Consider the following 25,878-nt stretch of genomic DNA (forward strand, 5'->3'; position numbering starts at 1 on the left):
CGCTGACAAGCGCTAAATGCAAAATAATTATCGCTTGTCTACTATTCACCCACAAAGCGATTAAAGTGGCAGTTTTTCCAGCGAATCGAAGCCATAACGCTGCAATATTGGCCACAGCGTAGCTACCTTAGGCGTAATCATCAGGCAATAAACCAGATTTTTATCTGTAGAAAGTGGAGGATTATCCAGATTAGCGATCAGCCATGCTGTTCTTTTGGCTATAGCTGCACCAGAATCAACAAGACGCGTCCCTTCTGGCAATGCCATCTTCAGCTCTTCTGCTAACAATGGGAAATGCGTACACCCAAGTACAACCGTATCGGGTGGCTCCGGCAGACGTAGCCAAGGACGCAGAATTTTTTGCAGTTCAGGAATTGAGATCATATCCCCCTGCAATTTAGCCTCTGCCAACTCAACCAGTTCTGATGACCCCAGCGACAAAATCTGGCAATCAGTAGCAAAACGGGCAATCAGCTCGTGCGTATACGGGCGTTGAACGGTTGCCCGCGTCGCCAGTAGGCCAACAACTCCATTGCGCGTCAACTTAGCCGCAGGTTTAACCGCTGGGACAACGCCCACGACAGGGAAAGTAAAACGTTCACGTAAAGCAGGAAGGGAAATCGTACTCGCCGTATTGCAAGCAATCACAACCAATGCGAGCTGATGACGTTGTTGGACTGCGCTAACAATCTCAACCACGCGATCGATAATAAACTGCTGTGATTTCTCACCATAAGGAAACGCTTCATTATCGAATGCGTATATATAGTGAAGATCCGGCAGGAGTTGCCGGATCTCATCATAAACAGACAGCCCGCCTACGCCGGAATCAAACACCAGAACCGTAGGACGAGATGGCAGGTTAGAAGGTATAGCTTCCAGTGAGATAGTATTCTCGCCCTGCCGTGCGGTAGCCATATGCCGTCTCATAATCTTTATCAAACAGGTTGGCGATTCTACCACGAACTGTCAGATGAGAGGTGACGGGATATGATGCGGAAACATCAACCGTACTGTAGCTAGGTAGGCGGCGGGTATTTGCTGCATTATCAAACCGCTTACCTACATACTGGTAACTCAAATTAAAATCGACGTCATACAGGTTCCAATCAACTTGGTACTTTGCTTGCTGCTTCGCACGACGTGCCAAAACCTTATCATTTTCATCGTTACGGGCATCAAGATAGTCCAAAGTGATTTGATGATTCAGCACACCAGTCTCAAATGATCCCGTCCACTCCAGCCCCTTCATCGTTGCCGCATCAACGTTATAATAAGTTCCAGTATTTGTTGCAAAAGCATACTCATACGCGATCAGATTATCGATCTTATTAATATAACCCGACAAACGCCAACTTAATGGCCCGGTTAAACCTTCCAATCCGGCTTCCCATTGTTTCGACTCTTCAGGCTTTAGGTTTTCATTTGATTCAATATCGAAACGCTTCTGCCCATACAGCTGTCCCAGAGTGGGTGCCTGAAAGCCTGTCGCATAGGAGAGGGTTACTCGGTAATCGGGGAAGAATTCCCAGCCTGATGCAAGCTGCCAAGTACCATGTCTACCAAATTTCTCATTGTCATCACCGCGTACAGACCCCTCCAGAATAACAGCACCATATTGCTGTTGCGCGGTTAAATAGGCCCCCGAATTATCCTGCTTATAGCGATTACTCTCGCGGTTCAGTGTATTAAAACTAACACCTTCTGAAGTTAACTTCTGCTGGCGCCAGTCAATGCCCGCGCTGACCATACCATGGCTGAGCGCCAAGGTATTCCCCCACAGCACGTCATATTGGTCCATATCATCTTGAGAGTTATAAGCACCATAGCGCCCTTGAGTACTGAGATATTGGATTGAAGTATATTTCTGATAGCTGGCAATCAACTGAGAAGCATAACTCTCATGGGAGAATCGTAATCCGCCACTATAGGTATGATTGTAGCTCTGCTGTTCATTTTGAATAGGAAAACCAAAGTCTTGGGAAAGCGCATCATAGTCACTGTTGCTGCCATAACCGTAGCCACGGAAGAACCCAGAAATTGAATCGTTAAACTGATGTTCAACACCTGCCCAGAATGTTTTATTGCGCCAGCCATCTTTATCTAAGTCTAACGCCTGATTAGATGAATCTGGGTAAACATTGAATCCCCGAGTATCCTGATAAGCTCCAGCTAAAGAGATTCGAGTGCTATCACCAACTGACTGATGCAAGCTTCCGCTATATTCCTGATAGCGGTTCGAACCAACTCCGGCACTGAGTGCTGTCTTATTTTCTGTTGTTTGCGTAATGATATTAATCACACCACCAATAGCATCAGCACCATATATCGCCGAACGTGGGCCACGCATAAACTCAATACGCTGCACCAAAGCAATCGGAATAAGGTTGAAATCTGGATCACCTGTAATACCGTATTTAGCAATAGGGACACCATCAATGAGTACCAAAGTATGACGAGCTTCCGAACCACGGATATACATTGATGCGCTTTGCCCCAACCCACCAGTCTGAGCGATATTCACCCCTGGCAATCGACGCATGGCTTCCAAGACATTTTTCGCCTGCCAGCGATCAATGTCATCACGAGTGACCACATCAATTGGCGCCAACACCGAAGAAACTGGCTGTGCGAAACGATTTGCTGTCACCACCACATCATCAGCATTTTTTTCCGATGACGGATTCTGAGTTGAATTGTTTTCCTGCGCCCAGCCAGAAAATGCCGTGACGGAAAGCGCCGTCAGCAGCGAAATTTTTTTAATCATTGTTAAAGCATCCGAGAAATAATAAGGATGCCGCAGGTTCTGTTAATAGCACGCGATATGCAGAACTAATTGCGACGTATTCCGGCAGGTCTTCGGGCTTGGATGCCGCTGTTGCCACAGACCGTCAATGACGGTAGGGGATACAACGAAAGCGATGACTTCCCATCTATACCCGGCATACTTCAAGTTACATGTACGTTGGCTACGTTCAGTCATCCGAATCACTTACTCAAGTAAGCTCATCGGGACTCCTGCTCTTGCCGCCTGCCTGAAACTCGAATTATTTAGGGTACATAACAGTGTCTGCAATAATGCTATCGCTCGGACATTCCTTACCGCTGCGCGTCAGCCCCAGATTTACACTGGATTTCCTTTTGACTTGTGAAACAAGGCCGGACGCTCATCCTACAATCGCGAATTGTGGAAGTCTAGACTTCTATATCACTACAGGATAATAATGTAACAAAACTGGACTTCCTGGCCGGATTCCCTACAATTCCCGGCCAATAACCCCCTTTTAGACGCCGTTCAGACGAGAAAACCATGACGCCAGAAATCCTGCCCATCGAAGATTATGACGACCAGCTTGCAGAGAAAACGGCGCGTCTGCGTGGAATGATGGCACCTTTCAACGCACCGGAACCTGTCGTCTTCCGTTCTCCCGTCAGTCACTATCGGATGCGCGCCGAATTCCGTATCTGGCACGAGGGTGACGAGCTTTACCACATCATGTTTGACCAGCAGACCAAACAACGCATCCGCGTCGATCGATTCCCAGCAGCCAGTGAACTGATTAATCGCCTGATGCCGGTGCTACTTGCCGCAATCCAGCCTGACCCCGTACTGCGCCGTAAACTATTCCAGATAGATTACCTGTCGACCCTAAGCGGCGAAGTGATCGTTTCTCTGCTGTATCACCGCGCACTGAACGAAGAATGGCAGGAACACGCCCGCACACTGCGCGATAGCCTGACGGCGCAAGGGTTCAACCTACAGTTGATTGGTCGCGCGACGAAAACCAAAATCTGCCTCGATCGCGATTATGTCGATGAATGCCTGCCGGTTGCTGGCAAGAATATGATTTACCGACAGGTAGAGAACAGCTTCACTCAGCCGAATGCCGCAGTAAATATTAAGATGCTGGAATGGGCGTTGGATGCAACAGCAGGCTCGAAAGGGGATTTACTGGAGCTATATTGCGGTAATGGCAATTTTTCACTCGCGCTGGCAAGAAACTTCGAGCGCGTGCTGGCGACTGAAATCGCCAAGCCATCCGTCGCGGCTGCGCAATATAACATCACCGCGAATCAGATAGAGAACGTGCAGATTATCCGTATGGCGGCAGAAGAATTTACGCAGGCCATGCAGGGTACACGCCAGTTTAATCGCTTACAGGGCATCGACCTGACAAGCTACCAGTGCGAGACAATTTTTGTTGACCCACCGCGCAGCGGACTGGATGAAGAAACGGTGAAACTGGTGCAGGCGTACCCGCGCATTCTTTATATTTCCTGTAACCCGGAAACGTTGAGCAGCAACCTGCAAACACTCTCGGAAACCCACGACATTCGCCGTCTGGCACTGTTCGATCAATTCCCTTACACCCACCACATGGAGTGTGGCGTACTGCTGGAAAAACGTCAGTAACCGCACAATTCTGGCGGGTCATCCATCCCGCCAGAGCACACCTACTACAGTGTTTCACTCTCTTCGGCTGATACTGACTCCGCTGCCTTTCTGCGACGCAGTCTCAGGCCAATCCAGAAAACCAATGCCACACACAGGATTGAAGGAATAAAGTTCGATCCAATGGCTGGATATTCAACACGCACGATGGCGCTGTAAATCAATAAACCCAGCAGAAAACTGGCCGCCGCCAACATCGGAATACCTTCCGGCATACTGTGGTGCAAATAGCGTTCATGCAGGCAGTAGATGGACAATACCAGCGCAATCAGAGGAAAAATCGAGAACGGAACAATACTGCTGAACAAAGCAGCGAACGCGCCATTGACGGATAAGCCCGCAATCAGCGCCAGAACCAGCGTACCTTTTTCTTGGTGAGGTTTTTCTGTCATGGTTTCTCCCTTCTCATGTTGGTATAGCAGATTTATGGCACGGTAAAGCTGCTGTCGTGTTCTTTTCTGTACCAGTAATAGGCACCTTTAGCGATCATCCGCAGTTGCAGTACCAACCGTTCTTCCAGTTGTTTACGCTGTTCCAGCGAAACGTCCAAGGCTTCCGCTCCCGCACTGAAAACAATCGTCACCATCGCTTCCGACTGCGCTTCTGCGAAGCTGCGGGGAATATGGTTTTCCACCTCAAGATAATCCGCCAGTTCAGCGATAAAATGCTGAATTTCCCGCGCGACCGCCGCACGGAAAGCCGCCGACGTCCCTGAGCGTTCACGCAGCAATAGCCGGAACGCATTCGGATTATTGCCGATAAATTCCATGAAGGTAGAAACCGATGTCCTGATCACGCTACCCGTTTTGGCGATACGCTGCCGAGCCTGACGCATTAACTGGCGCAGCATCAGCCCGCTTTCGTCAACCATTGTCAGCCCCAGCTCATCCACGTCACGGAAGTGGCGATAGAAAGATGTCGGCGCAATACCCGCCTCGCGGGCGACTTCACGTAGGCTCAAGCTGGTAAAGCTACGCTCAGCGCTTAACTGGCTAAATGCAGCTTCAATAAGGGAACGACGAGTCCGTTCTTTTTGTTGTGCTCTGACACCCATTATGCTGCCCAAATGATCTCTCCCCTTTCCAGAGAGGCACTATAGCAAACTTTATTGTCCGCAGAATGAGACAAAGTTTGCCATATTAAGAATGTGAGAATCTGTTTCCATAGTAAAGGCAGGGATGATTGGGTTCTGCCGCAGTCGATGCTACAATCGCACAATGTTAAATTCGCGTTATTAATTTGTATAAAAACAGGTTTAACCTACCATGACTCTAGAACATCAATTCGATTATGATGCCATCGTTATTGGTTCCGGTCCCGGCGGTGAAGGTGCAGCAATGGGATTGGCCAAGCACGGCGCTAAAATTGCGGTGATTGAACGCCACTACAACGTCGGCGGCGGCTGTACCCACTGGGGTACGATTCCTTCAAAAGCCCTTCGCCACGCCGTCAGCCGTATTATCGAGTTCAATCAAAACCCCCTCTACAGTGACAACTCCCGCATTATTCGCTCCTCATTTTCCGACATTCTGCGCCATGCCGACAGCGTTATTGGTCAGCAAACCCGTATGCGACAAGGATTTTATGAGCGTAATCAGTGCGAGCTGTTCTCCGGTGAAGCCAGCTTCATCGACGCCCATACGATTGCCGTTCACTACCCAGATAATACTCATGAAACGCTGACCGCCGCGAATATCATTATCGCGACCGGCTCACGTCCGTATCATCCGGTAGAAGTCGACTTCAACCATCCGCGCATTTACGACAGCGACTCTATTCTGCAACTCGACCACGAGCCTCAGCACGTCATTATCTATGGCGCGGGCGTTATCGGCTGCGAATACGCTTCTATCTTTCGCGGCCTGAGCGTTAAGGTCGATTTAATCAACACCCGCGATAGGCTGCTGGCCTTTCTCGACCAGGAAATGTCGGATGCGCTGTCCTACCATTTCTGGAACAACGGCGTGGTTATCCGCCACAACGAAGAATTCGACAGTATTGAAGGGCTGTCTGACGGCGTCATCGTCAATCTGAAATCAGGCAAGAAGATGAAGGCAGACTGTCTACTCTATGCCAACGGACGCACGGGGAACACGGAAACGCTGGGGCTGGAAAATATCGGCCTGAGCACCGACAGCCGCGGCCAGCTCAAGGTCAATAGTATGTACCAGACTGCGCTGGCACACATTTATGCCATCGGTGATGTCATCGGTTATCCCAGCTTGGCATCAGCCGCTTACGATCAGGGCAGACTCGCCGCGCAAGCAATCATTAAAGGCGACGCCAGCGCGCATCTGATCGAAGATATTCCGACCGGCATTTATACCATCCCAGAAATCAGCTCCGTAGGGAAAACCGAGCAAGAACTCACCGCGATGAAAGTGCCTTATGAAGTGGGTCGGGCACAGTTCAAACATCTGGCACGAGCACAGATTGTTGGGATGAATGTGGGGAGTTTGAAGATTCTGTTTCACCGCGAAACGAAACAGATTCTGGGTATTCACTGCTTTGGTGAGCGTGCCGCTGAGATTATCCACATCGGGCAGGCCATCATGGAACAGAAAGGTGAAGGTAATACTATCGAATACTTCGTTAATACCACCTTCAACTATCCAACCATGGCAGAAGCTTACCGCGTGGCGGCGTTGAACGGACTTAATCGCTTATTTTGACAGGTTTTCCATATAGCCCTGCATATGCTCGCGGATGGTATCAGCAAGCTGCTCATAGCGTCCGCGCAGCGGTGAACCGGGGCGATACACCAGCGCGACAGTACGCTTAGGCTCCGGTTTATAGCACGGCAAATAGCAGACGCCATCGCGCTCACGCTCACGCGGAACCGATAACGCTGGCAGCAGCGTAATACCACTTCCGGCTGCGACCATGTTACGCAGTGTCTCCAGACTGGTCGCCCGGAAATGCGTATCCTCATCAGCCCCAGCCTGAAAACAGAAGCCCATTGCCTGATCGCGCAGACAGTGGCCGTCCTCCAGCATCAGCAGCTTTTCACCCGCCAGATCGGACATCGCCACGCGTTCGCGGTTCGCCCAAGGGTGATCCTGATAAATCGCCAGTTTCATCGGCTCGTCAAACAGGGGAACTTCGATAAAGGCTTCAGACTCTTTCACCATCGCCAGAATGGCACAGTCCAGTTTTCCGCTGTCCAACTGGGCAAGCAGTTGGTGTGTTTGCGCTTCGTGCAGATACATTTCAAGCTTGGGAAACGTACGGTGCAGCATCGGAATGATTTGCGGCAGCAGATAAGGCCCCACGGTGGGGATAAGGCCAATGTGCAGTGGCCCAGACATGCTTTCACCCTGCTGGCTAGCCATCTCTTTTAATACCTTGACCTCGCGTAATACCGTTCGCGCCTGCTCGACCAACAGCAGCCCAGCCTGCGTAAATAGTACCTTGCGACTGGTGCGCTCCAGCAGCATCACGCCTAGCTCATCTTCCAGTTTACGAATCTGTCCACTGAGTGTTGGCTGGCTGACATGGCAGGAATCTGCCGCACGCCGAAAGTGGCGATGCTCCGCCAGCGCGACAAGATACTCTAAGTCCCGAATATTCATTATTATTCTCCTTATCATGATAGCTAACAGCGATAGATAGGATACCAATGAACGACAATCCCTATCAACATCCAAAATGAATAATATATCCCACCGAAGCGTATCTATTTATTTCTACAAGAATAAAACAATATTTTTACGGTTTCGGTACCACTAGGGCATACCTACCAGCCCTCAGCCACGCTATAACAAGCGGACTGACATCATCAAGCGATTTGGTATCGACAGCATTTTGTGTGCGTTGGTCAACGATACCCTCGCGATCGATGTCTAGAAAGCTGACCAGAAGACGAAACTGTTCACGATATGGAAATAGGCGGGTAAAAAATAACGTTCGAATATCCAGAGGGAATGATGAATAACGTTGCCGGGCGGCCATCATACAGCTATTAGAAATAAAAATGATGAGTGATAAAACGAGCTCGAGAGATAAACGATGCTTCAGATCTGTGGCTGTCAGCAGAACCTGACGAATAGGAATCTCATCCTTGAGACTCCTCCCTTTCAAGGCTCCCACAAGCCGTAGTGACAAATATTCCAATATCTGAATCTACGGCAACAGCGTGACAGCCCTTTTTCTTCCTGAAATCTTGCGCGTCGCCTCAGCGTGCCACGTCAGGGCGGACACCCAGCGTGTGGCAAATGGCGTAGCTTAGCTCGGCACGGTTCAACGTATAGAAGTGGAAATCTTTTACCCCTTCGCGGCTCAGGATTTTCACCATGTCCATCGCGATAGACGCACCGACCATTTTGCGAGTTTCCGGGTCGTTATCCAGGCCGTCAAACACGCTTGTCATCCAGTTCGGCACGCGCACGTTTGTCATCGTGGCAAATTTTTGCAGTTGCTTGAAGTTCGATACCGGCAGAATACCCGGCACGATTTCTACGTCGATGCCCGTTGCCACGCAGCGGTCACGGAACCGCAGATAGCTTTCTACGTCGAAGAAGAACTGTGTGATAGCGCGATTCGCGCCAGCATCAATTTTGTGTTTCAGGTTGATCAGGTCAGCCTGCGCGCTTTTGGCTTCAGGATGAACCTCAGGATAAGCGGCAACCGAAATATCGAAATCACCAACCTCCTTCAGCAGGGAAACCAGATCCGCCGCATACATTTCAGGCTTGCCACCCTCTGTAGGCAGGTCACCGCGCAGCGCGACAATATGGCGGATACCGCTCTGCCAGTAATCCTGCGCGATTTCACGCAGTTGCTCACGCGAGGCATCAATACAGGTCAGGTGAGGTGCCGCTTCCAGACCGGTACGTTCTTTGATCGTTTTGATAATGCTGTGAGTACGGTCACGCTCGCCAGAATTCGCCCCGTAGGTCACGGAAACAAACTTGGGTTTCAGGCTGCTCAGTCGATCAATTGAGCTCCACAGGGTTTCTTCCATCTCGCTGGTACGTGGCGGGAAAAATTCGAACGATACATTAATTCGTCCCTGCAATTCCGCCAGACTTTGATTCAGCGCTTCCCGCTGGTTTGCGTGAAAAAAGCTCATACCTGCTACCCCGTTGACCGTGATTGTTATTATCATTCGTTACACGTCTATACGTTTAGACGTCTATATAGAAAATGACGTAATCTGCTTAAAGAGTCAACGTTTTTCAGCCCGACAGGTGGTGATGATTACTCACGGTAAATGAAAAAAGTTCATGATGGGTTTCTCGCAAAAGTGCAGTCTCTTCGTCACATGGTTATGTCAACGCGGATACAATTTCGTGTGCGATCACGATAACCTAGGAAATACGCCGTCAGGCGCAGGAGAAATCGTGAAAATGTACGGTGTGCCCGTCTTCCGTCGTCAGAAAAATAGCGTACTGCGGGGCTTCCAGACTGACTTCAAATCCCGGAGCGAAACGCAAGGCAGACTGATGATTGGTACCGCGTATCGTGCTGAACGATATTCCTCGCCAGCCACCGCTAGCAGGCCGATGCACATGCCCCGCCGAAATATGCCGCACATTACCGACGCGGTGGCATATCTGAGACAGCGCCTCTGCCGCCTCGGGAACCAGCCGAACGTCATCAAGCGCAGGTAGCCCGATCGACATCGGTGGATGGTGCAGGAACAGGAACACATTCTTTCCTTCCGCGGCCTGAAGCTGCTGCTCAAGCCATGCTAATCGCACGGAGCACAGCGTTCCGGCCACTTCACCTGCATGTAACGAGTCCAGCAGAATGACGCAATCATCCCCTACCGCCGTCACACTTTGCACAAATCCGTTTTCATCCGACAGCGTCGGGAACTGGGCCAAAAACACGTCCCGATCGTCGTGATTCCCCATCGTCACACGCCAGGGAACCTGTAGTTCAGCCAGCGCCGATGCCAGAAACGTATAAGATGCCGCGCTGCCGTCATCGGACAGATCGCCGGAGATCACCACCAGCTCGGCATCACAGTGGTGTGCGTTGATATCCGCAATCGCCGCTTTCAGTTGCAGTTCGGGATCGCGACCATGCAAGTTGCCGCCTTCTGCGGTCAGATGCAGGTCGGAAAGTTGAATCAGTTTCATCGTTGTCCTCGGTTTTACTATCCACGCGCTGTTGTTCATCAATACCGTTACGCAGACTGGCGACGGATTAACGGAGCGGCCACTTTCGCTCGGCACGCGGGTTCTTGTAGATGAGATTGGCGTCGATCGAGCAACGCCAACGCCTGTGCCGCCATCGTTGCGGGATCCTGACGAAATGTTGTCAACGCATAGGCATCCCACCCTGCGGCAGGAATATCGTCAAACCCGATAACCATGAGATCTTGCGGAACAGCAAGCCCATATTGCTTTGCACGATCGATTACGCCAAACGCGACTAAATCGTTAACGCAGAACACCGCATCCGGTCTGGCAGCTTCTGGGAGTGAACACAGCGTCTGCCCCACCGCCAGCCCGTCGTCATAATCCGTATCACCACCACGCACGACAGCAACGGGTAGCCCTAATGCGCGCGCCTCCTCACAAAACGCCTGTTCACGTTCCATGATATTGGGCGTTGCCGAAGCCGCTCCGGCCAGAGCCAGACGCGTTCTACCCGATGAGGCAAACAGCCGCGCCGCCATGCGCGCGGCGGTATCATTATCGATGTGTACGCTGTCGCACGCCGGTTCGTGCCGCCCAATGACAATCAGCGGCTGCCCATTTAGCTGTGCCAATTCGACAAATTCTTTAGGCGGCGAGCCGGAAAGCACAATCGTCGCTTCTGCCCGATGGCCGAATAGAATTGAACGCGCTGCAACCATCGCTTCTCGCACATGGCTGGTGTTGATAAGAACAGGAATCGAGCCGCGTTGAATTAACGCCTGCGATAGCTCCGCGACCAAATTGGCACGAAACCCGACCTCAGGATGTGTCACCACCAGCCCCACCAGACGGCTACTGTTCGTCAGCAAGCCACGCGCCAAATCGTTAACCTGATATCCCAACTCCTGCGCTGCTGCCATCACTTTGGCATAGGTGGCAGCAGACACGCTTGCACCGGGGGTAAAACTACGGGACACCGCCGAGCGCGATACACCAGCCCGACGCGCGACATCCTGTGCGCTAACGTAACCCGGTTTACCCACCGTCATTTTCCTATCCTTGCCATAACGTCAGCTTTCAGAAAACGCTCCACGACCAGCATGAACAAGACTGAAGGAATCAGCAGTACCAGCGCGGTAATAGAGGCAATCTGATAGTTACCGCCCGCCCCTGCGGTATAGAGCAGCAGTGGCATCATCTGCACATCCGGCGCGCCTACAAAATAGCTGCCGGTAAACTCATCCAGCGATTCGAGGAAAACAAAAATGGCAGACGCCATCAGACCCGGCATAGCCAGCGGCAGAGTAATATCGACAAAGGCGCGCCACGGCCCTGCGCCTATTGAACGTGCTGCCTGTTCCATTTCACGCCCTACCGCAGAGAACGCAGCTGAAGCAATCCAAACGGCAAACACCAACCCGTGTACCGTGTGAACCAGCACGACGCCCAGCAACGTGCCGTTCAGCCCCCACTGATAAAACAGGCGAGCAATATTGACGTACACCGTCAGGTTCGGAAACGCCTGTGGGATCAGGAATACCAACAGTATCAGGCCACGAGCGGGTAGCGGCAGACGCGCCAATGCATACCCAGCCGGAATCGCCAGCGACAGCGATGCCAGCACCGTAAACACCGCCACCAGCACGCTATTCCCCAATGCTTCCCAGGCCACACCGCGCGGTGAAAACACCCGCTTCCAGAAAGCAAAGCCCCAGTCATTGGGCAACAGATGAGGATAGAACCATTTTTCCGCTACCGACCACAGCAAGAGGTTCGCCAATGGTCCAAAGATCAAGAAGATCAGTGTCCCCAGAATCAGCATTCTCGGGATCCACCACAGTACGTTCTTCATGCCTTCTCTCTCATATTCAGGCGGAGATAAATCACAGCAAACAGGCCAGTCATCAGCAGGGAAATCACCCCCAATGCATTCGCCACACCATAATCGCCGTAGGCGTTAATGCGGAAAGCAATATTGGCGGTTAACATCGTCGGCGACTGGGCATTGATCATCATCGGCACGGACAGTACCGACATCATGGTGACGAAGGAGAGAATGAGTCCAGTGAGCAGCGTTTGCCCAACCTGCGGCACCACAATTTCACACAGAATACGCAGGCGCGATGCGCCTAAGTTACGGGCGGACTCTATCATCGTGCGATCCAGCGACGCCATCGCACCCGCGACCAACAGCGCCACAAACGGCGTCTGTTTCCAGACGAAGGCGAATACAATGCCACGCCAATCCAGCCAATTACTGGCGCTGGCGATATCAACGATGCCGAGCGCATCCAGCGCGCCATTCAGCCAGCCGTTCTTAGCCAGAAACGTACGTAAAATTTGCCCCGTCACAATAAACGGGATAAACAACGGCCAGCGATATACCCAACGTAGCAACGCCACCATGCGCGGGCTTTCCCCCAACGTCAGGTAACCGCCAATCAGGACGGACAGCAGGCCGATCAACAACGTAGCGAGGCTCACAATCATCAGAGTAAACAGGATATCGGGCAGATACAGCGTCAATGCCGTGACAAAATTATCAATGCCCACGCCATTCTGACTGACAAAAGCGCCCCCAACCGACAGCCCTAGCGGCGTGATAAAACAAACTGCCACCACCGCCAAAGCGGGTAACACAAGCGCGATCCCCGCCAGTCGGGAAGAGAATTGGGATACTTGCAACATGAATGTCTCCGCGCTCTGGCTTCATCCCGCCAGAGCGCATGTGGTACTAAGTGTATATACCGCGAGTGGATTACTTCGCCATCGCCTGCTCATAGGCGTTCAGGATCGCAGTGTGATAAGGCGCGATAGGGAAAGTCTTGCCTTTGCTCGCCAACTCATCAGGCGTCACATCGGTAAACAGGCGTTGCCAAATTTCAGGTTTCAGCTCAGCCTGAACGTACTTGGCATCAATCCCCGGATACCAGTTAAAGCGCTCGACAATCCCTTCAGCCTGCACTTTGGCGCTGGTTGCCAGTTCAATAAACTGTTTCGCCAGTTCACGATTCGGTGCCTGTGCGGGGATGACGTAGTGCATCGGTTGCCCAGGCATACCCGGTGCAGGAAGCAGCAGTTTGAAATTGTCTGGCAGTTGTCCACTCGCTTTCCAGGAATAGAACATGTCGACCCACACCGGCCCCATGGCGATTTCACCACGACTCAACATATCGAGCGTGCCCGCGTTGCCCGGCGTCAGCGTCACGTTCTTGTTAAAGGCTTTCAGGCGTTCAAACGCTGGCTGCCATTTTTTCGCTTCCGCTTCGTCAAACGGTCCGTTCATCAGCTTCTGTGCATCGCCGCCGTAAGCGTAAATCCAGCCCATCACAAAACTGACGCCCGATGCGCCGCCCTTAATGCCGTTATAGCCAAACATCTTCGGATTCGCGGCCGCCCACTGCTGGATCTCGTCATAGCTTTTAGGCGGATTAGCCACCATGCCAGGGTTATAAGCTAGTGCCGTCTGGCTACTGAACATCGGCATCACATAACCTTTCACATCTGTGCCCATGGCTTTATCTGCTGCGGCCATGCTGACCAGCTTGCCGCTGGCGATATCATCGCGATACTTCAACAGATCGCCCTTTTGCACCATCGGACCGACAAATTTCTCATGCACAACCGCGACATCGGTGTCCCATACTTTGGCACCCGCAGCCTGCTGCGCAGTAAAGCGCTCAAGGATTTTCTGCGACCCTGCATCGCCCGGACCAGTGCCAACAGCGCGCACTTTTACGCCGGGATGCTGCTTCTCAAACAGCGGCCCTAAGTATTCATTCACATAGTCGACCATATTCTGATCGCCCGCCGTCAACACGGTTAATTCCTGTGCCTGCACAGCAGCCAGCGGCGTACTCATCATCAGCGTTGCAGCAAAAATGCGTTTCATATCATTTGTCTCCAATTCAGGGTCAGGCCGTCAGGCCAGGAAGCGGGGAATAAAGTGAAGTCGTATTGGGTTCCGCCGTCAGCGACGTGGGCTCTTCTGCCAGCGGGAAAAGAAACAGTGCCTCGGCGGGGATCTGCACGGCAACCCGCTGTCCAATGGCATAAGGGTGAGTGGCATGAACCTGTATCCGCCACGATCCACTGGCAATCGTATGCAGCCAGTATCCGCCGGGGTAACTTTGTGACAGCACCGTGCCGTAGCGCATCAACATGCCGAGCTGGATGAGAGGAACGTCTGCCGGATCGTAAAGCTGAGCAGCCTCCGCACGGAAGCGCGCCTCTATCGGGCCGGGCTGTAGCGACGTGTTCGCAGGCACCAGTGAGTGGCTTTCTGCATCCCCAGGAATCATCAACGTATCGCCGTCATAGCGAGCGTCCAGCACAAGCCGATTTTCCGCGCCCATAAACGCCGCGACAAACGAGCTGGCCGGATGGTGATACACCTCTTGTGGGCTACCCGCCTGCATGATGCGACCCTGATTCAAAATCACGATACGATCCGCCATCACCATCGCTTCTTCCCGATCGTGCGTAACGTGGATCGCGGTCAACCCCAGCCGCTGTTGCAGCGCACGGATTTCATCACGCAGCTGTAGACGAATACGGGTATCCAGATTGGAGAGCGGTTCGTCCAACAGCAGAATATCGGGTCGTACCGCCAACGCGCGACCCAGAGCGACGCGCTGGCGCTGCCCACCGGACAGTTCCGCAGGCTTACGGGCGCCCAGCCCCGTCAAACCCAGCATCGTTTCCAGTTCCGCTACGCGACTGGCTATTTCCGCACGCGGTACACGGCGCAAGCGCAGCCCGTACGCAATATGCTGCGCTACCGTCATATGCGGCCACAGCGCATAGCTCTGAAACACTAGCGCCATTCCGCGTTTCTCTGGCGGCGCTTGCGTCATATCCTGTCCGTTAACGCGAATCGCTCCCGAACGCGGTGACGAGAAACCAGCAACCGTACGTAATAACGTCGTTTTGCCGCACCCTGACGAACCGAGCAACGCAACGAATTCGCCCTGCGCAATCTCCAGATGGATATCGTTCAATACGGCTGTCGTGCCGTATCCAACATGTAGATGGTCGATAACAATGTGCGGGGTTGCCGCAGAGGACGTTGTTTTTTGCACAGCTGTGCATTCCACGATAAACAAACAATGCGCAGATTGTGCGGTGAGATCGTGTCAGTGGCGTGTTGTCACCATGACATTTCAATGACAAGACTGACGGGGCATAGCGGCAGAAAACGTTTGGAAGGTAGGGAAGTGAAGGAACGTATCTCTTTAGTATTGGCCGTCTCCCCAATACGCGGAAACGGCCAACGATGATGTTGCAATTACAGTAACTGCACCAAACGGCTTAGATCAGATTGAAGCGCACCCGCCGTCACATCGCGCCCCGCACCCGGCCCACGGATAACCAACGGGTTATCCCGATACCAACGACTTTCAATCGCAAATACATTGTCACCCGGCAACAGCGAAGCCAGAGGGTGATCGGGACGGACTGCCTCAACGCCGACGCGCGCTTTACCGTTGCTGTCAAAGCGTGCGACATGGCGCAGAACCAAGCCCATTTCCTGTGCGGCTTCCAGACGTTGCAGCATCTGTTCGTTCAGAGAATCACCGTTTTCAAAGAAGTAATCGACAGATCCCTGTTCACAGCTCGGCGGAACCAGCGACTCGACCCGAACCTGACTAGGTTCGATATCATATCCCGCCTCGCGAGCCAGAATCACCAGCTTACGCATGACATCCTGACCGGAGAGGTCAACGCGCGGATCCGGTTCGGTCAGCCCCTGCTGGCAAGCCTGATCGACCAGTTCGGTGAACGGTACAGTGCCGTCAAACTGCAAAAATAGCCAAGAGAGCGTGCCGGAAAAAATCCCGCTAATCGACAGAATACTGTCGCCGCTTTCCCGTAAATCGCGTACGGCAAAGTTGACCGGCAAACCCGCGCCAACGGTCGCGTTATACAGCCAGTGGCGATCCGTTTTGGCGAACGCATCGCGGATCTGACGATAGTTATTGCCGCCGGATGCACCCGCCAGTTTGTTGGCGCTGATGACGTGAAAACCATAGCTGGCGAAATCCAGATACAGATCGGCAACCGATTCACTGGCGGTAACGTCCAATACCACTAAATCATCAAAGGGGTGCGCACGCATCCACAGGAACAGATCTTCGCCATCCCGCTCTTGCGCTTCACTTTCGAAGAAAGCCAACGCGCGACTGGCATCCAGCCCATCATAATTCAACAGGCTGCGCGTACTGTCCACCACACCAGCTAGCACAAATTCGAAGCCGGTACGTGCAGAAAGGTTGCTCTGTTCACGCGCAAACAGCTCCAGCCAGCGTGAACCAATATTTCCCTTGCCGAACAGCACCAGACCGATACGCTTTTCTGCGCGGAACAGCGAATGGTGCAAGCCGCGAATCAAATGTTCCGTCGGGCCAACACGCAAAACGGCCACCAGGCTGATGCCATCATCGGCCTGGCGGACAAATTCAATCGGCTGATCTTTCAATTGCTGGTAGAAACGGTGGCTGTGTAACGGGTTTTTACCCACGCCCGCACCAACCATGGCGACCATCGCCAACCCATCACGCTCGCTGAGTTCAACGGGCAACGCGGCCTGTGTCAGCAGCTGTAATGCGCTTTCCACCACTTCGGAGGTGTAGCACAGTTGCAGCAGGCTACGATCCTGATGAACACCAATCGCCAGCGGTTTCAACTGCGCACGGTTCAGAAGCTGTTCGACTTCTTTTTGCAACAGCGCGAAATCGTGTTCGGAAGGAACCTGGACTTCAATCAGGCACACATCATCATGGCTGGTGACAATTTTAGCCCCCGTACCCGAGGCCAGCACGCGTTCGATACGCGTCGACCCCTGTTCAGGCTGATAGCTGCAACGCAGTTGCAGATCGATATCGCTACCGGAAACGGGTTGTAAGGTACGCGTATGCAGCACAGGAGCGGCCAGACGCGCCAGCTCGCTGGCCTCATCCAAACGCAGCAATGGCAGCAGGCAGGCATCTTTCACTTTGCGCGGGTCAGCGCTATAAACCCCGGCGACGTCGCTCCAGATGGTCACGCGCTCAACACCCGCCAGCGCACCAATTTGCGTCGCGGAGTAGTCACTCCCGTTGCGACCCAGCAGTACCGTTTCACCCGCGTCATTACGGCAGATAAAACCGGTTACCACCAAACGCTGCCCTGAATGTTGCGTCAGATATTGCTGCAACAGCGGCCAGGAGCGCCCTTCATCAACCTGAGGCTGCGCGGCACGTTCCGCACAGAGAAAATTACGCGCATCCAGCCAGGCTGCATTCATATCCCGATGATTCAGCACGGCGGACATCAAGCGAGCCGACCAAATTTCACCGTGCCCAACCACTTCGGCGTAGACAGCATCCGTAATCTTGCCATCCAGCAGCGCAGCCAAACGCTCCAGATCGCGAATAAACTGGGCTGTCAGCGCCTCTGCATCCTGCGCAGGCAAAAGCCCGGCAATCAATTCACTTTGATAACGGCGTAATGCCTGCTGAACCTGATGCGCCGACAGACGATCGCTCTGACTCAGTTTCAACCAGCTAATCAGCTGGTTTGTGGTACTGCCTGCGGCAGACACCACCATCAAATCACCGGGGTGGCTATACTCCGCCATAATACCGGCTACGCGCAGGTAACACTTCACATCAGCCAGACTGCTACCGCCAAACTTATGCAGCTGTCGGCCTGTTACCGATGGCGCTACTCCTAATGCACTCATTCTTACCTCTTGGCTGCGGCTTGAAACGCACGATCCAGATCGGCAACCAGATCATCGCCGTCTTCAATGCCGGTGGAAATACGCAGTAATGTTTCAGAGATACCCGCTGCGGCACGCGCCTCTGGCGCCATACCCGCATGCGTCATCGTTGCAGCATGAGAGATGAGGCTCTCAACCCCGCCAAGCGATTCCGCCAGCGTGAACAGCTCCAGCGAGGCCAGAAAACGTCGCAGGGTGTCTTCATCTCCATCCAGCTCAAAACTTAGCATAGCGCCAAAACCAGATTGTTGACGACGGGCAATATCATGGCCGGGATTGTTCGGCAGTGAAGGATGATACAGAGCTTTCACCAACGGCTGTGTCTGTAAGAATTCAACCACTTGTTGCGCATTACGCTGCGCGGCCGCCATGCGCGGCGATAAGGTACGCAGGCCACGTAGCAGCAGATAACTGTCAAACGCCGCGCCCGTCACACCAATATTGTTCGCCCACCAGGCCAGTTCAGTAATGGTATCGACATCTTTGGCGATCACGGCACCCGCCACCACGTCGGAGTGACCATTCAGGTACTTGGTACATGAATGCACCACCAGATCGGCTCCCAGTTCCAGCGGCTTCTGCAACGCCGGGCTCAGGAAGGTGTTATCCACCACGCTGACTGCACCCGCTTCCCGCGCAGCCTGACAAATCGCAGCAATATCGACGACACGCAGCAGCGGATTGCTCGGACTTTCCACCAGCACGAGCTTCGGCTTTTCTGCCAACGCCGCGTTGAGCGCATGAGTATCACCTTGATCGACAAATTTGACGCGAAACGCGCCGCGCTTGCTCAGGCTGTCAAACAGACGATAACTACCGCCGTAGCAGTCATGCGGAGCCACCAGCAAATCGCCAGGGCGCAGGAACACCGTGCAAACCAGCATAATCGCCGACATCCCGCTGCTCGTCATTACCGCACCCGCACCGCCTTCCAGTTCGGCAAGCGCACGCTGTACCACATCACGCGTAGGGTTACCGCGACGCGAATAGTCGTGTGCGCGTGGCTGATTGAATCCGGTAAAGTTATACGTGCTGGAGAGGTGAATGGGGGGGACAACGCAGCCATACTGCTCGTCATCATTTAACCCACTGCGGACTGCGATCGTTGCCTGTTTACGCGTCATCGGCTCATTTCCTGGCTGGAGGCTGAAAAGATAGGAACTCAAGAGTAAACGCAGTTTTAATAGACGTCAACACATCTAGACATCTAAACTTCTTTGCGTATAGATTGAGCATAAGCATAATAACCGCTAGAATTGTGGCATTTCATGACAGATGCTGTCTTCATTAGATTAATTTTTAAGGTATCCCATGGCTGAGTGGAACGGCGAGTATGTCAGCCCTTACGCTGAACACGGTAAAAAAAGCGAACAGGTCAAGAAGATAACAGTATCTATTCCCTTGAAAGTATTGAAGATACTAACTGACGAACGCACACGTCGTCAGGTGAACAACCTGCGCCACGCCACCAACAGCGAGCTGCTGTGCGAAGCGTTTCTGCATGCGTTCACAGGTCAACCGTTACCGAATGATGAAGACCTGCGTAAAGAGCGCAGCGATGAAATTCCTGAGGCAGCGAAAATCATCATGCGTGAAATGGGTATCGACCCGGATACGTGGGAATACTGATCGCTCGTTGCAATCGATCTTTCTAACAAAACCCCGCTTTTTTTGGCGGGGTTTTGTTATGCAAAGACACACCACGCCTCATTAACATCAACCGCCCTCTCTTCTTCCACTCGTTTCCTTTTCCGCCCACGTTGTGAATCGAGATTGCATTTAATTTGTTATGTTATAACATATCATTTTTAGCATATAACGGTGATATGCCGCATCATGACAGAGCCTCTCTCCAACAAACCTGTACTGCTACAGCTTCACCATGTTTCCGTTGCCGACGCCCATCGGGCTCCAAGACTCAGTGATATTTCGTTGTCCATGCACTCGGGCGAGCGTTTGGCACTGATTGGGCCAAATGGCAGCGGCAAATCCACGCTGTTGCGCGTGCTGACCAGTGAACTTAGCGCAACGGCAGGGTATGTCCATTTGAACGGTCAACCGCTGAACGCACTCAGCCGTCATGAGCGAGCAAAGCGCATCGCGATTCTGGCGCAAAGTGATGCACCAGACCTGCGCCTGCGGGTCGCGGAATATGTCGCCTTAGGGCGCATTCCGCACCATGGATTCAGCACACCTACGCACGATCGCCAACTCATTGATGAAGCGCTGGACGATACCGGATTACTACCGCTGCGCCACCGCCTGCTGGGTACACTCTCCGGCGGGGAACGTCAGCGTGCCGCGCTGGCACGCGCGTTTGCACAAACGCCGCAGCTCCTGCTGCTGGATGAACCGACCAACCATCTCGATCCGTTAGCGCGCGCGCAGTTGCTGTCTCTCGTGCGGAAACGCGGTATTTCAACACTAGCGGTATTGCACGATCTGCCATTGATTACGCCCTTTGCCGATCGCGTCGCCGTTTTGCAGCAGGGTGCGCTACTCCGCTGGGGAACGCCTGCACACGCGCTGAGCGCTGACTGTGTGAAATCCGTATTTGGGATGGAAAGCTTTACGGTGCCACATCCGCTAAACGGTTCACCCATTCGCATCTTTGAAGCCCCTGAACTGCACTAAGGAACCCTGATGAAAATAACGCTTCTGTCTGGACTGCTGGCATTGACGTCGTGCTGGGCACATGCATCGGGTTTTCCGGTCACGGTCGACAGCTGTGGGCAACCGCTAACCTTTACCCAGCCTCCACAGCGCGCCGTTATTCATGACCTGAATATGGCAGAGATGGCGTTTGTACTGGGCTTACAAAAAAATATCGTTGGGCTGACCGGAATCACTGGCTGGTATAAAGCAACGCCAGATTTTATCCATCAGCAGGGCACGATCCCTGAACTGGCAGCAAAATACCCGACGTTGGAAAACCTGCTGGCCGTACATCCGGATTTCTTCTTTGCCGGGTGGAACTACGGCATGAAAGTAGGCGGAGAAGTCACACCGCAGTCGCTGAAAAAATACGGTATTCAGACCCTCGTTCTTAGCGAAAGCTGTGTTTTCACCGAACAGCAACAGCAGCGTCCGAAAGCCAGCATGGATCTGCTCTATGGCGACCTGCTGAAGCTGGGGAAAATCTTCGGTAAGCAGGAACAAGTTCAGGAACAGGTCGATGGCTGGAAACAGCACCTTGCCACCCTGCAAGCCCGTATCGGCAATCGGCCAAAGCAGAAGATTTTTCTGTATGACTCTGGCGACGATAAGCCTTTTACCAGCGGTAAATTCGCTATGCCAACCGCCATCATTGAGGCAGCGGGTGGCAAGAACGTGATGGACGATATGGAAACGAGCTGGGCCTCCACATCGTGGGAAAGCGTGGCGGCACGCGAGCCTGATTTTATCATTTTGCTGGATTACCAGACGGGCAACGGCGCAGAGGCATTAAGACTCTTTTTGGAATCACACCCGCTGATGAAATTTACCCCTGCGGTACAGCAACATCGTTATCTGAAGCTCCAATATGCGGAGCTAACACCAGGGCCCGCCAACATCACTGCCATTGATAAACTGGCGCACGCCCTTTACCCGGATGCCTTTAAGTGAGCCCAACGTCTTCACGTTATGCCGCGACTTTCGTTATCGCGCTGCTGATATTGGTTGGGCTGATGCTGTTAAATATTGCGACAGGCAGCACGACGATTCCCCTTACGCAGGTCGCCAGCGTATTGGGGCTATCGTCAGCAGACGTCTCGCCGATGACCTCACGCATCATTCTGGAGCTGCGCATTCCCCGCAGCCTGCTGGCAGCGTTGTGTGGCGCGGGTTTAGCGATGGTCGGTGCCTTTCTGCAAACGGCGACTCGCAACGATCTGGCTGACCCTTTTTTGTTCGGCCTGTCTGCCGGAGCCTCGGCGGGTGCCGTCGCTGTCATCACTCGTTTTGGTGAGCAACTCGGTGACTGGGCACTGCCAGTAGCGGCCTTCTGTGGCGGAATATTATCGGCCGTCGCCGTGACCGTGCTGTTTCTGCTGCAACAGGCGCGTGGCGCAGAACGCTTGATCATCTGCGGATTAGCGATCTCTTTTCTGTTCGGCGCGTTGACGAATTATCTGGTGTTTTCCGGCGATCAACGCGCTGCCAGCTCAATTCTTTTCTGGTCACTCGGCGGGCTGGGGCTTGCCCGTTGGGATACCTTACCTTTTGCGGTGTTCAGCGTCCTGCTGCTATTTAGCCTCACCGCCCTGCGCTGGCGTGCGCTTGATGCGCTGTTGGCAGGCGGGCAAACTGCGGCTTCAATGGGGGTTAATCTGTCTCGCGTACGAGTGGAAATCTTCATCTGCTGCGCGTTCGCCACCTCGCTATTGGTCGCGCTGACCGGCGTGATCGGGTTTATCGGACTGATGATTCCCCATCTGGCTCGCCCGTTGAGCGGCGTGTTGCACAAAAAGCTTCTGCCGCTGACAGCGGTGCTCGGGGCGATACTGCTGTGCGGTGGCGATTGGCTCAGCCGGCAGCTACTCGCGCCGCAGGAATTACCTATCGGGATTATTACGGCAGGATTAGGCGGTATTTTCGTTCTGGGGCTGCTAGTGAAACATCAGTAGGGATATTGATACGCTAGAAACAACAAAGGCACCGATAGGTGCCTTTGTTGAAAGTTACTGTGCCAATAATTAGCCAGTAGAACTTATTTTTTAGCGCCTGGTACGGAGAAACGCTTGTTGAAGCGGTCAACACGGCCACCGCTTGCAACATCACGTTGTTTGCCGGTGTAGAACGGGTGACATTCGCCACAGACGTCCAGGTTCAGGTCACGACCCACGGTAGAATGGGTTTTGATCACGTTACCGCAAGAGCAAGTTACAGTAACTTCAGAATAATTCGGGTGAATACCTTTTTTCATGGGAAACCTCTGTTAAGGCCGTGTCGCTATCCAGCCCTGTTCCGCCAGACACCACACGAAAGTTGAGTAAGTAAGTTCATTATGCGAACGGCACAATGGCGGCGGATCATACAGAATCTGATACCCCGATGCAATCGCATCCACACATTATCCCTCGCAGCATGTACACTAGCGCCTTGCTTTATTTTTTACCTGCGTCGCGCATGATATAGACCGTTCGGTTATGTCGTGGATCACCGCGCAAATCACGTCGACTACCACGGAGAAGTTATGTCTGTCGCTCAGGTCGCTTTGCCCGTGCCACTGGCACGTACATTCGATTATTTGCTACCCGCAGGAGGAGTGACTCCGCAGGTCGGCACACGCGTCAGCGTCTCTTTTGGTAACCGCAAAGCTATCGGCATTATTACCGCACTGAGCGACACCAGCGCACTTCCGCTTGAGCAATTAAAACCCGTGCATGACGTGCTGGACGAACAGCCGCTGTTTCCCCCCAGCCTGTGGCGTATTTTACTGTGGGCAGTCGAGTACTATCACTATCCGATCGGCGAAGTGCTGTTCCATGCGCTGCCGATATTGCTGCGTCAGGGGAAACCCGCGCACCGCGCACCACTCTGGCAGTGGTTTGCCACCGAACAAGGCCGGGCGACACCGCTCAGCGCACTCAAACGCGCCGCTAAACAGCAGCAGGCACTGGCGGCGTTACTTCAGTCACCACTTTATCGCCACCAAGTGAGCGAAATCGGGCTGACGGAGACGGCGTTACAGGCGCTGCGCAGCAAGGGATTATGCGAGTTAAAAGCCGCAGAGCAAACGCCTCATGACTGGCGTCAGAGTTTTAGCATGGCTACTGAACGCCTGCGCCTGAATACTGAGCAGGCCACCGCCGTTGGCGCTATTCGCAGCGAAGATAACCACTTTGCCGCCTGGTTGCTCGCGGGAATCACCGGTTCGGGTAAAACCGAAGTCTATCTCAGCGTGTTGGAAAACGTGCTGGCACAGGGTAAACAGGCGCTGGTGTTAGTGCCAGAAATTGGCCTGACGCCACAAACCATCGCCCGTTTCCGCGAACGTTTTAACGCCCCGGTGGATGTACTGCATTCGGCACTCAACGACAGCGAACGCCTCGCCGTCTGGCTGCGCGCCCGCAGCGGTGAAGCCGCAATCGTCATAGGGACGCGGTCCGCGCTATTTACCCCCTTTGCGCGTTTAGGGCTGATTGTGATCGATGAAGAACATGACAGCTCTTACAAGCAGCAGGAAGGCTGGCGCTATCACGCCCGTGATTTGGCAGTCTTCCGCGCCAGAGAGGAAGATATTCCGATTGTGATGGGAACAGCGACGCCCGCACTGGAAACGCTATATAACGTCCAGATCGGCAAGTATCGACGACTGAATCTGACCAAACGAGCAGGCAATGCCGCACTGGCCAAACAGCATGTTATCGATCTGAAAGGCTTGCCGCTAACAGCAGGATTATCTCAGCCGCTGATTACCCGTATCCGTCACCATCTGACGAACGATAATCAGGTTATTTTGTTCCTCAACCGGCGCGGGTTCGCCCCCGTGGTGATGTGCCATGAATGCGGCTGGATCGCCGAATGTCAGCGCTGCGATCACTATTATACCTACCACCAGCATCAGAAGATGTTGCGTTGCCACCACTGCGACAGCCAGCGTCCGGTTCCACAACAGTGCCCCGGCTGCGGTTCAACCAATATGGTGCCCGTCGGTCTAGGCACCGAGCAGTTGGAACAAAGTCTTGCCCCGATCTTTCCAGATGTCCCGATCACCCGCATCGACCGTGATACCACCAGCCGTAAAGGCGCACTTGAGCAGCAGCTCTCCCAGGTCAGGCTGGGAGGCGCACGTCTTCTTATCGGCACACAGATGTTGGCGAAAGGCCACCATTTCCCTGACGTCACGCTGGTTGCTTTACTGGACGTTGACGGCTCGCTGTTCTCCGCCGACTTCCGCGCAGCCGAACGTTTTGCCCAGCTCTACACTCAGGTGGCAGGTCGCGCGGGGCGTGCAGGCAAGGCTGGCGAGGTAGCGCTGCAAACTCACCACCCAGAACACCCGCTATTACAAACGCTACTGCAACAGGGCTACGATGCCTTTGCCAGCCAGGCGCTTACAGAACGAAAAAGTGTTTTTCTGCCACCATTTACCAGCCATATCATCTTCCGCGCTGACGATCACGATAATCAGCAGGCCGCTTTATTCCTCCAGCAATTGCGTAATCTGCTGGAGGCGAGCCCGCTGCGGGATGAATCACTTTGGCTACTGGGCCCGGTGCCCGCTTTGCAGCCAAAACGTGCGGGGCGCTTCCGCTGGCAGCTCTTACTACAACATCCCTCCAGAGCGTTGTTACAGAAACTGGTCAGAACGTCGTTGGCGCTGATCGGTACGCTACCGCAAGCACGTAAAGTGAAATGGATGCTGGATGTCGACCCCACCGACGGTTAGCGTTTCCTGTTAGATCATTTCGGTTTCTTGCCACACATTTTTTGCGAGCGGCGTCGAGAACACGACATTCATCACACTTTCTGTGCAAATTAAGCAACAAAACCTGCGTTCAATCTGTTATCACTGTTTGCGCAGGCAGTATGCTGGAGCCCGGTGCTACACGGTTGGCATACTGCGCCGAAAAGCGTTACCCGTAATC

22 protein-coding genes and 1 riboswitch are annotated in these 25,878 nt (G+C 53.3%); of the genes, 7 read left to right on the forward strand and 15 right to left on the reverse strand.

What is annotated here, in order from left to right:
* Positions 1-60: 60 nt before the first annotated feature.
* Positions 61-918, reverse strand: coding sequence for a glutamate racemase (gene murI / locus A0G03_RS11145; RefSeq protein WP_048263012.1), 858 nt, complete (start codon positions 916-918; stop codon positions 61-63).
* Positions 863-2,767, reverse strand: a complete 1,905-nt coding sequence (gene btuB / locus A0G03_RS11150) for a TonB-dependent vitamin B12 receptor BtuB (RefSeq protein ID WP_048263015.1) — start codon at positions 2,765-2,767, stop codon at positions 863-865. Before btuB ends, murI begins: the two co-directional genes overlap by 56 nt.
* 66 nt (positions 2,768-2,833) lie before the next feature.
* Positions 2,834-3,177, reverse strand: a riboswitch (cobalamin riboswitch).
* A 133-nt stretch (positions 3,178-3,310) separates the two neighbouring features.
* Between btuB and trmA the strand changes: the two genes are divergently transcribed.
* Positions 3,311-4,414: a tRNA (uridine(54)-C5)-methyltransferase TrmA gene (trmA, locus tag A0G03_RS11155; RefSeq protein WP_048263017.1), complete on the forward strand. Its 1,104-nt coding sequence runs from the start codon at positions 3,311-3,313 to the stop codon at positions 4,412-4,414.
* 44 nt (positions 4,415-4,458) lie between these two features.
* On the opposite strand, the gene A0G03_RS11160 is transcribed toward trmA, so the two are convergent.
* Both A0G03_RS11160 and fabR read right to left on the reverse strand, forming a co-directional pair.
* Positions 4,459-4,845, reverse strand: a complete 387-nt coding sequence (locus tag A0G03_RS11160) for a YijD family membrane protein (protein ID WP_048263019.1) — start codon at positions 4,843-4,845, stop codon at positions 4,459-4,461.
* Between the two features lie 32 nt (positions 4,846-4,877).
* Positions 4,878-5,507: an HTH-type transcriptional repressor FabR gene (gene fabR / locus A0G03_RS11165; RefSeq protein WP_048263022.1), complete on the reverse strand. Its 630-nt coding sequence runs from the start codon at positions 5,505-5,507 to the stop codon at positions 4,878-4,880.
* A gap of 211 nt (positions 5,508-5,718) precedes the next feature.
* Here fabR and sthA point away from each other — a divergent pair, with 211 nt between their 5' ends.
* On the forward strand, positions 5,719-7,125 hold the full coding sequence (gene sthA, locus A0G03_RS11170; protein WP_048263023.1) for a Si-specific NAD(P)(+) transhydrogenase: 1,407 nt from the start codon (positions 5,719-5,721) through the stop codon (positions 7,123-7,125).
* Here sthA and oxyR read toward each other — a convergent pair.
* The 10 genes from oxyR to metB all read right to left on the reverse strand — a co-directional run bounded on the left by oxyR (position 7,117) and on the right by metB (position 19,428).
* Entirely contained in the window at positions 7,117-8,025 is a 909-nt protein-coding gene (gene oxyR, locus A0G03_RS11175) for a DNA-binding transcriptional regulator OxyR (RefSeq protein WP_048263026.1), read from the reverse strand. The two genes, sthA and oxyR, sit on opposite strands and share 9 nt — an antisense overlap.
* 602 nt (positions 8,026-8,627) lie before the next feature.
* Positions 8,628-9,524 carry a methylenetetrahydrofolate reductase gene (gene metF / locus A0G03_RS11185; RefSeq protein ID WP_048263031.1) on the reverse strand — a complete coding sequence of 299 codons (897 nt, stop codon included), beginning with the start codon at positions 9,522-9,524 and terminating at the stop codon, positions 8,628-8,630.
* Between the two features lie 253 nt (positions 9,525-9,777).
* Positions 9,778-10,539, reverse strand: a complete 762-nt coding sequence (locus A0G03_RS11190; RefSeq protein WP_048263034.1) for a phosphodiesterase — start codon at positions 10,537-10,539, stop codon at positions 9,778-9,780.
* Positions 10,540-10,586: 47 nt separating this feature from the next.
* Positions 10,587-11,591 (reverse strand): LacI family DNA-binding transcriptional regulator, encoded by a 1,005-nt coding sequence (locus A0G03_RS11195; RefSeq protein WP_048263037.1) that lies wholly within the window; start codon positions 11,589-11,591, stop codon positions 10,587-10,589.
* Positions 11,588-12,394 carry an ABC transporter permease gene (locus tag A0G03_RS11200; RefSeq protein ID WP_039281140.1) on the reverse strand — a complete coding sequence of 269 codons (807 nt, stop codon included), beginning with the start codon at positions 12,392-12,394 and terminating at the stop codon, positions 11,588-11,590. Before A0G03_RS11200 ends, A0G03_RS11195 begins: the two co-directional genes overlap by 4 nt.
* Positions 12,391-13,230 carry an ABC transporter permease gene (locus A0G03_RS11205; RefSeq protein ID WP_048263039.1) on the reverse strand — a complete coding sequence of 280 codons (840 nt, stop codon included), beginning with the start codon at positions 13,228-13,230 and terminating at the stop codon, positions 12,391-12,393. The genes A0G03_RS11200 and A0G03_RS11205 overlap by 4 nt, the downstream gene beginning before the upstream one ends.
* A 70-nt stretch (positions 13,231-13,300) precedes the next feature.
* On the reverse strand, positions 13,301-14,434 hold the full coding sequence (locus A0G03_RS11210; RefSeq protein WP_048263041.1) for an extracellular solute-binding protein: 1,134 nt from the start codon (positions 14,432-14,434) through the stop codon (positions 13,301-13,303).
* A 22-nt stretch (positions 14,435-14,456) separates the two neighbouring features.
* Positions 14,457-15,623, reverse strand: a complete 1,167-nt coding sequence (locus tag A0G03_RS11215; protein ID WP_048263043.1) for an ABC transporter ATP-binding protein — start codon at positions 15,621-15,623, stop codon at positions 14,457-14,459.
* Between the two features lie 206 nt (positions 15,624-15,829).
* A complete protein-coding gene (locus tag A0G03_RS11220) occupies positions 15,830-18,265 on the reverse strand; it encodes a bifunctional aspartate kinase/homoserine dehydrogenase II (protein ID WP_048263044.1) in 2,436 nt (811 codons plus the stop codon).
* Between the two features lie 2 nt (positions 18,266-18,267).
* Positions 18,268-19,428, reverse strand: a complete 1,161-nt coding sequence (gene metB / locus A0G03_RS11225) for a cystathionine gamma-synthase (protein ID WP_005973357.1) — start codon at positions 19,426-19,428, stop codon at positions 18,268-18,270.
* Positions 19,429-19,615: 187 nt separating this feature from the next.
* On the opposite strand from metB, the gene metJ reads away from it, so the two are divergent.
* From metJ to A0G03_RS11245, 4 genes are all read left to right on the forward strand, one after another.
* Positions 19,616-19,933, forward strand: coding sequence for a met regulon transcriptional regulator MetJ (gene metJ, locus A0G03_RS11230; protein WP_005973355.1), 318 nt, complete (start codon positions 19,616-19,618; stop codon positions 19,931-19,933).
* Between the two features lie 207 nt (positions 19,934-20,140).
* The gene (locus tag A0G03_RS11235) at positions 20,141-20,938 is read left to right on the forward strand and encodes an ABC transporter ATP-binding protein (RefSeq protein WP_048263046.1); all 798 of its coding nucleotides are present in this window, start codon (positions 20,141-20,143) and stop codon (positions 20,936-20,938) included.
* 9 nt (positions 20,939-20,947) lie between these two features.
* Positions 20,948-21,910 carry an ABC transporter substrate-binding protein gene (locus tag A0G03_RS11240; protein ID WP_048263048.1) on the forward strand — a complete coding sequence of 321 codons (963 nt, stop codon included), beginning with the start codon at positions 20,948-20,950 and terminating at the stop codon, positions 21,908-21,910.
* Complete coding sequence (locus A0G03_RS11245; protein ID WP_048263051.1) at positions 21,907-22,911, forward strand: FecCD family ABC transporter permease; 1,005 nt, start codon at positions 21,907-21,909, stop codon at positions 22,909-22,911. Before A0G03_RS11240 ends, A0G03_RS11245 begins: the two co-directional genes overlap by 4 nt.
* Before the next feature lie 83 nt (positions 22,912-22,994).
* Here the strand turns inward: A0G03_RS11245 and rpmE are convergent, their stop codons facing one another.
* Positions 22,995-23,210 (reverse strand): 50S ribosomal protein L31, encoded by a 216-nt coding sequence (gene rpmE / locus A0G03_RS11250; protein WP_011095726.1) that lies wholly within the window; start codon positions 23,208-23,210, stop codon positions 22,995-22,997.
* 270 nt (positions 23,211-23,480) lie between these two features.
* Here rpmE and priA point away from each other — a divergent pair, with 270 nt between their 5' ends.
* A complete protein-coding gene (gene priA / locus A0G03_RS11255) occupies positions 23,481-25,679 on the forward strand; it encodes a primosomal protein N' (RefSeq protein WP_048263054.1) in 2,199 nt (732 codons plus the stop codon).
* The last annotated feature ends 199 nt before the right edge of the window (positions 25,680-25,878 follow it).

The organism is Pectobacterium peruviense (assembly GCF_002847345.1).
Classification (GTDB): Bacteria; Pseudomonadota; Gammaproteobacteria; order Enterobacterales; family Enterobacteriaceae; genus Pectobacterium; species Pectobacterium peruviense.

What these genes read in the sequence shown, in the direction of transcription:
- A0G03_RS11210 (WP_048263041.1), bottom strand. Translation starts at nt 14,434, where the DNA reads ATGAAACGCATTTTTGCTGCAACGCTGATGATGAGTACGCCGCTGGCT.
- trmA (WP_048263017.1), top strand. Translation starts at nt 3,311, where the DNA reads ATGACGCCAGAAATCCTGCCCATCGAAGATTATGACGACCAGCTTGCA.
- fabR (WP_048263022.1), bottom strand. Translation starts at nt 5,507, where the DNA reads ATGGGTGTCAGAGCACAACAAAAAGAACGGACTCGTCGTTCCCTTATT.
- A0G03_RS11190 (WP_048263034.1), bottom strand. Translation starts at nt 10,539, where the DNA reads ATGAAACTGATTCAACTTTCCGACCTGCATCTGACCGCAGAAGGCGGC.
- A0G03_RS11240 (WP_048263048.1), top strand. Translation starts at nt 20,948, where the DNA reads ATGAAAATAACGCTTCTGTCTGGACTGCTGGCATTGACGTCGTGCTGG.
- priA (WP_048263054.1), top strand. Translation starts at nt 23,481, where the DNA reads ATGTCTGTCGCTCAGGTCGCTTTGCCCGTGCCACTGGCACGTACATTC.
- A0G03_RS11200 (WP_039281140.1), bottom strand. Translation starts at nt 12,394, where the DNA reads ATGAAGAACGTACTGTGGTGGATCCCGAGAATGCTGATTCTGGGGACA.
- A0G03_RS11160 (WP_048263019.1), bottom strand. Translation starts at nt 4,845, where the DNA reads ATGACAGAAAAACCTCACCAAGAAAAAGGTACGCTGGTTCTGGCGCTG.
- murI (WP_048263012.1), bottom strand. Translation starts at nt 918, where the DNA reads ATGGCTACCGCACGGCAGGGCGAGAATACTATCTCACTGGAAGCTATA.
- metF (WP_048263031.1), bottom strand. Translation starts at nt 9,524, where the DNA reads ATGAGCTTTTTTCACGCAAACCAGCGGGAAGCGCTGAATCAAAGTCTG.
- A0G03_RS11235 (WP_048263046.1), top strand. Translation starts at nt 20,141, where the DNA reads ATGACAGAGCCTCTCTCCAACAAACCTGTACTGCTACAGCTTCACCAT.
- oxyR (WP_048263026.1), bottom strand. Translation starts at nt 8,025, where the DNA reads ATGAATATTCGGGACTTAGAGTATCTTGTCGCGCTGGCGGAGCATCGC.
- metJ (WP_005973355.1), top strand. Translation starts at nt 19,616, where the DNA reads ATGGCTGAGTGGAACGGCGAGTATGTCAGCCCTTACGCTGAACACGGT.
- A0G03_RS11195 (WP_048263037.1), bottom strand. Translation starts at nt 11,591, where the DNA reads ATGACGGTGGGTAAACCGGGTTACGTTAGCGCACAGGATGTCGCGCGT.
- A0G03_RS11205 (WP_048263039.1), bottom strand. Translation starts at nt 13,230, where the DNA reads ATGTTGCAAGTATCCCAATTCTCTTCCCGACTGGCGGGGATCGCGCTT.
- A0G03_RS11220 (WP_048263044.1), bottom strand. Translation starts at nt 18,265, where the DNA reads ATGAGTGCATTAGGAGTAGCGCCATCGGTAACAGGCCGACAGCTGCAT.
- rpmE (WP_011095726.1), bottom strand. Translation starts at nt 23,210, where the DNA reads ATGAAAAAAGGTATTCACCCGAATTATTCTGAAGTTACTGTAACTTGC.
- metB (WP_005973357.1), bottom strand. Translation starts at nt 19,428, where the DNA reads ATGACGCGTAAACAGGCAACGATCGCAGTCCGCAGTGGGTTAAATGAT.
- sthA (WP_048263023.1), top strand. Translation starts at nt 5,719, where the DNA reads ATGACTCTAGAACATCAATTCGATTATGATGCCATCGTTATTGGTTCC.
- btuB (WP_048263015.1), bottom strand. Translation starts at nt 2,767, where the DNA reads ATGATTAAAAAAATTTCGCTGCTGACGGCGCTTTCCGTCACGGCATTT.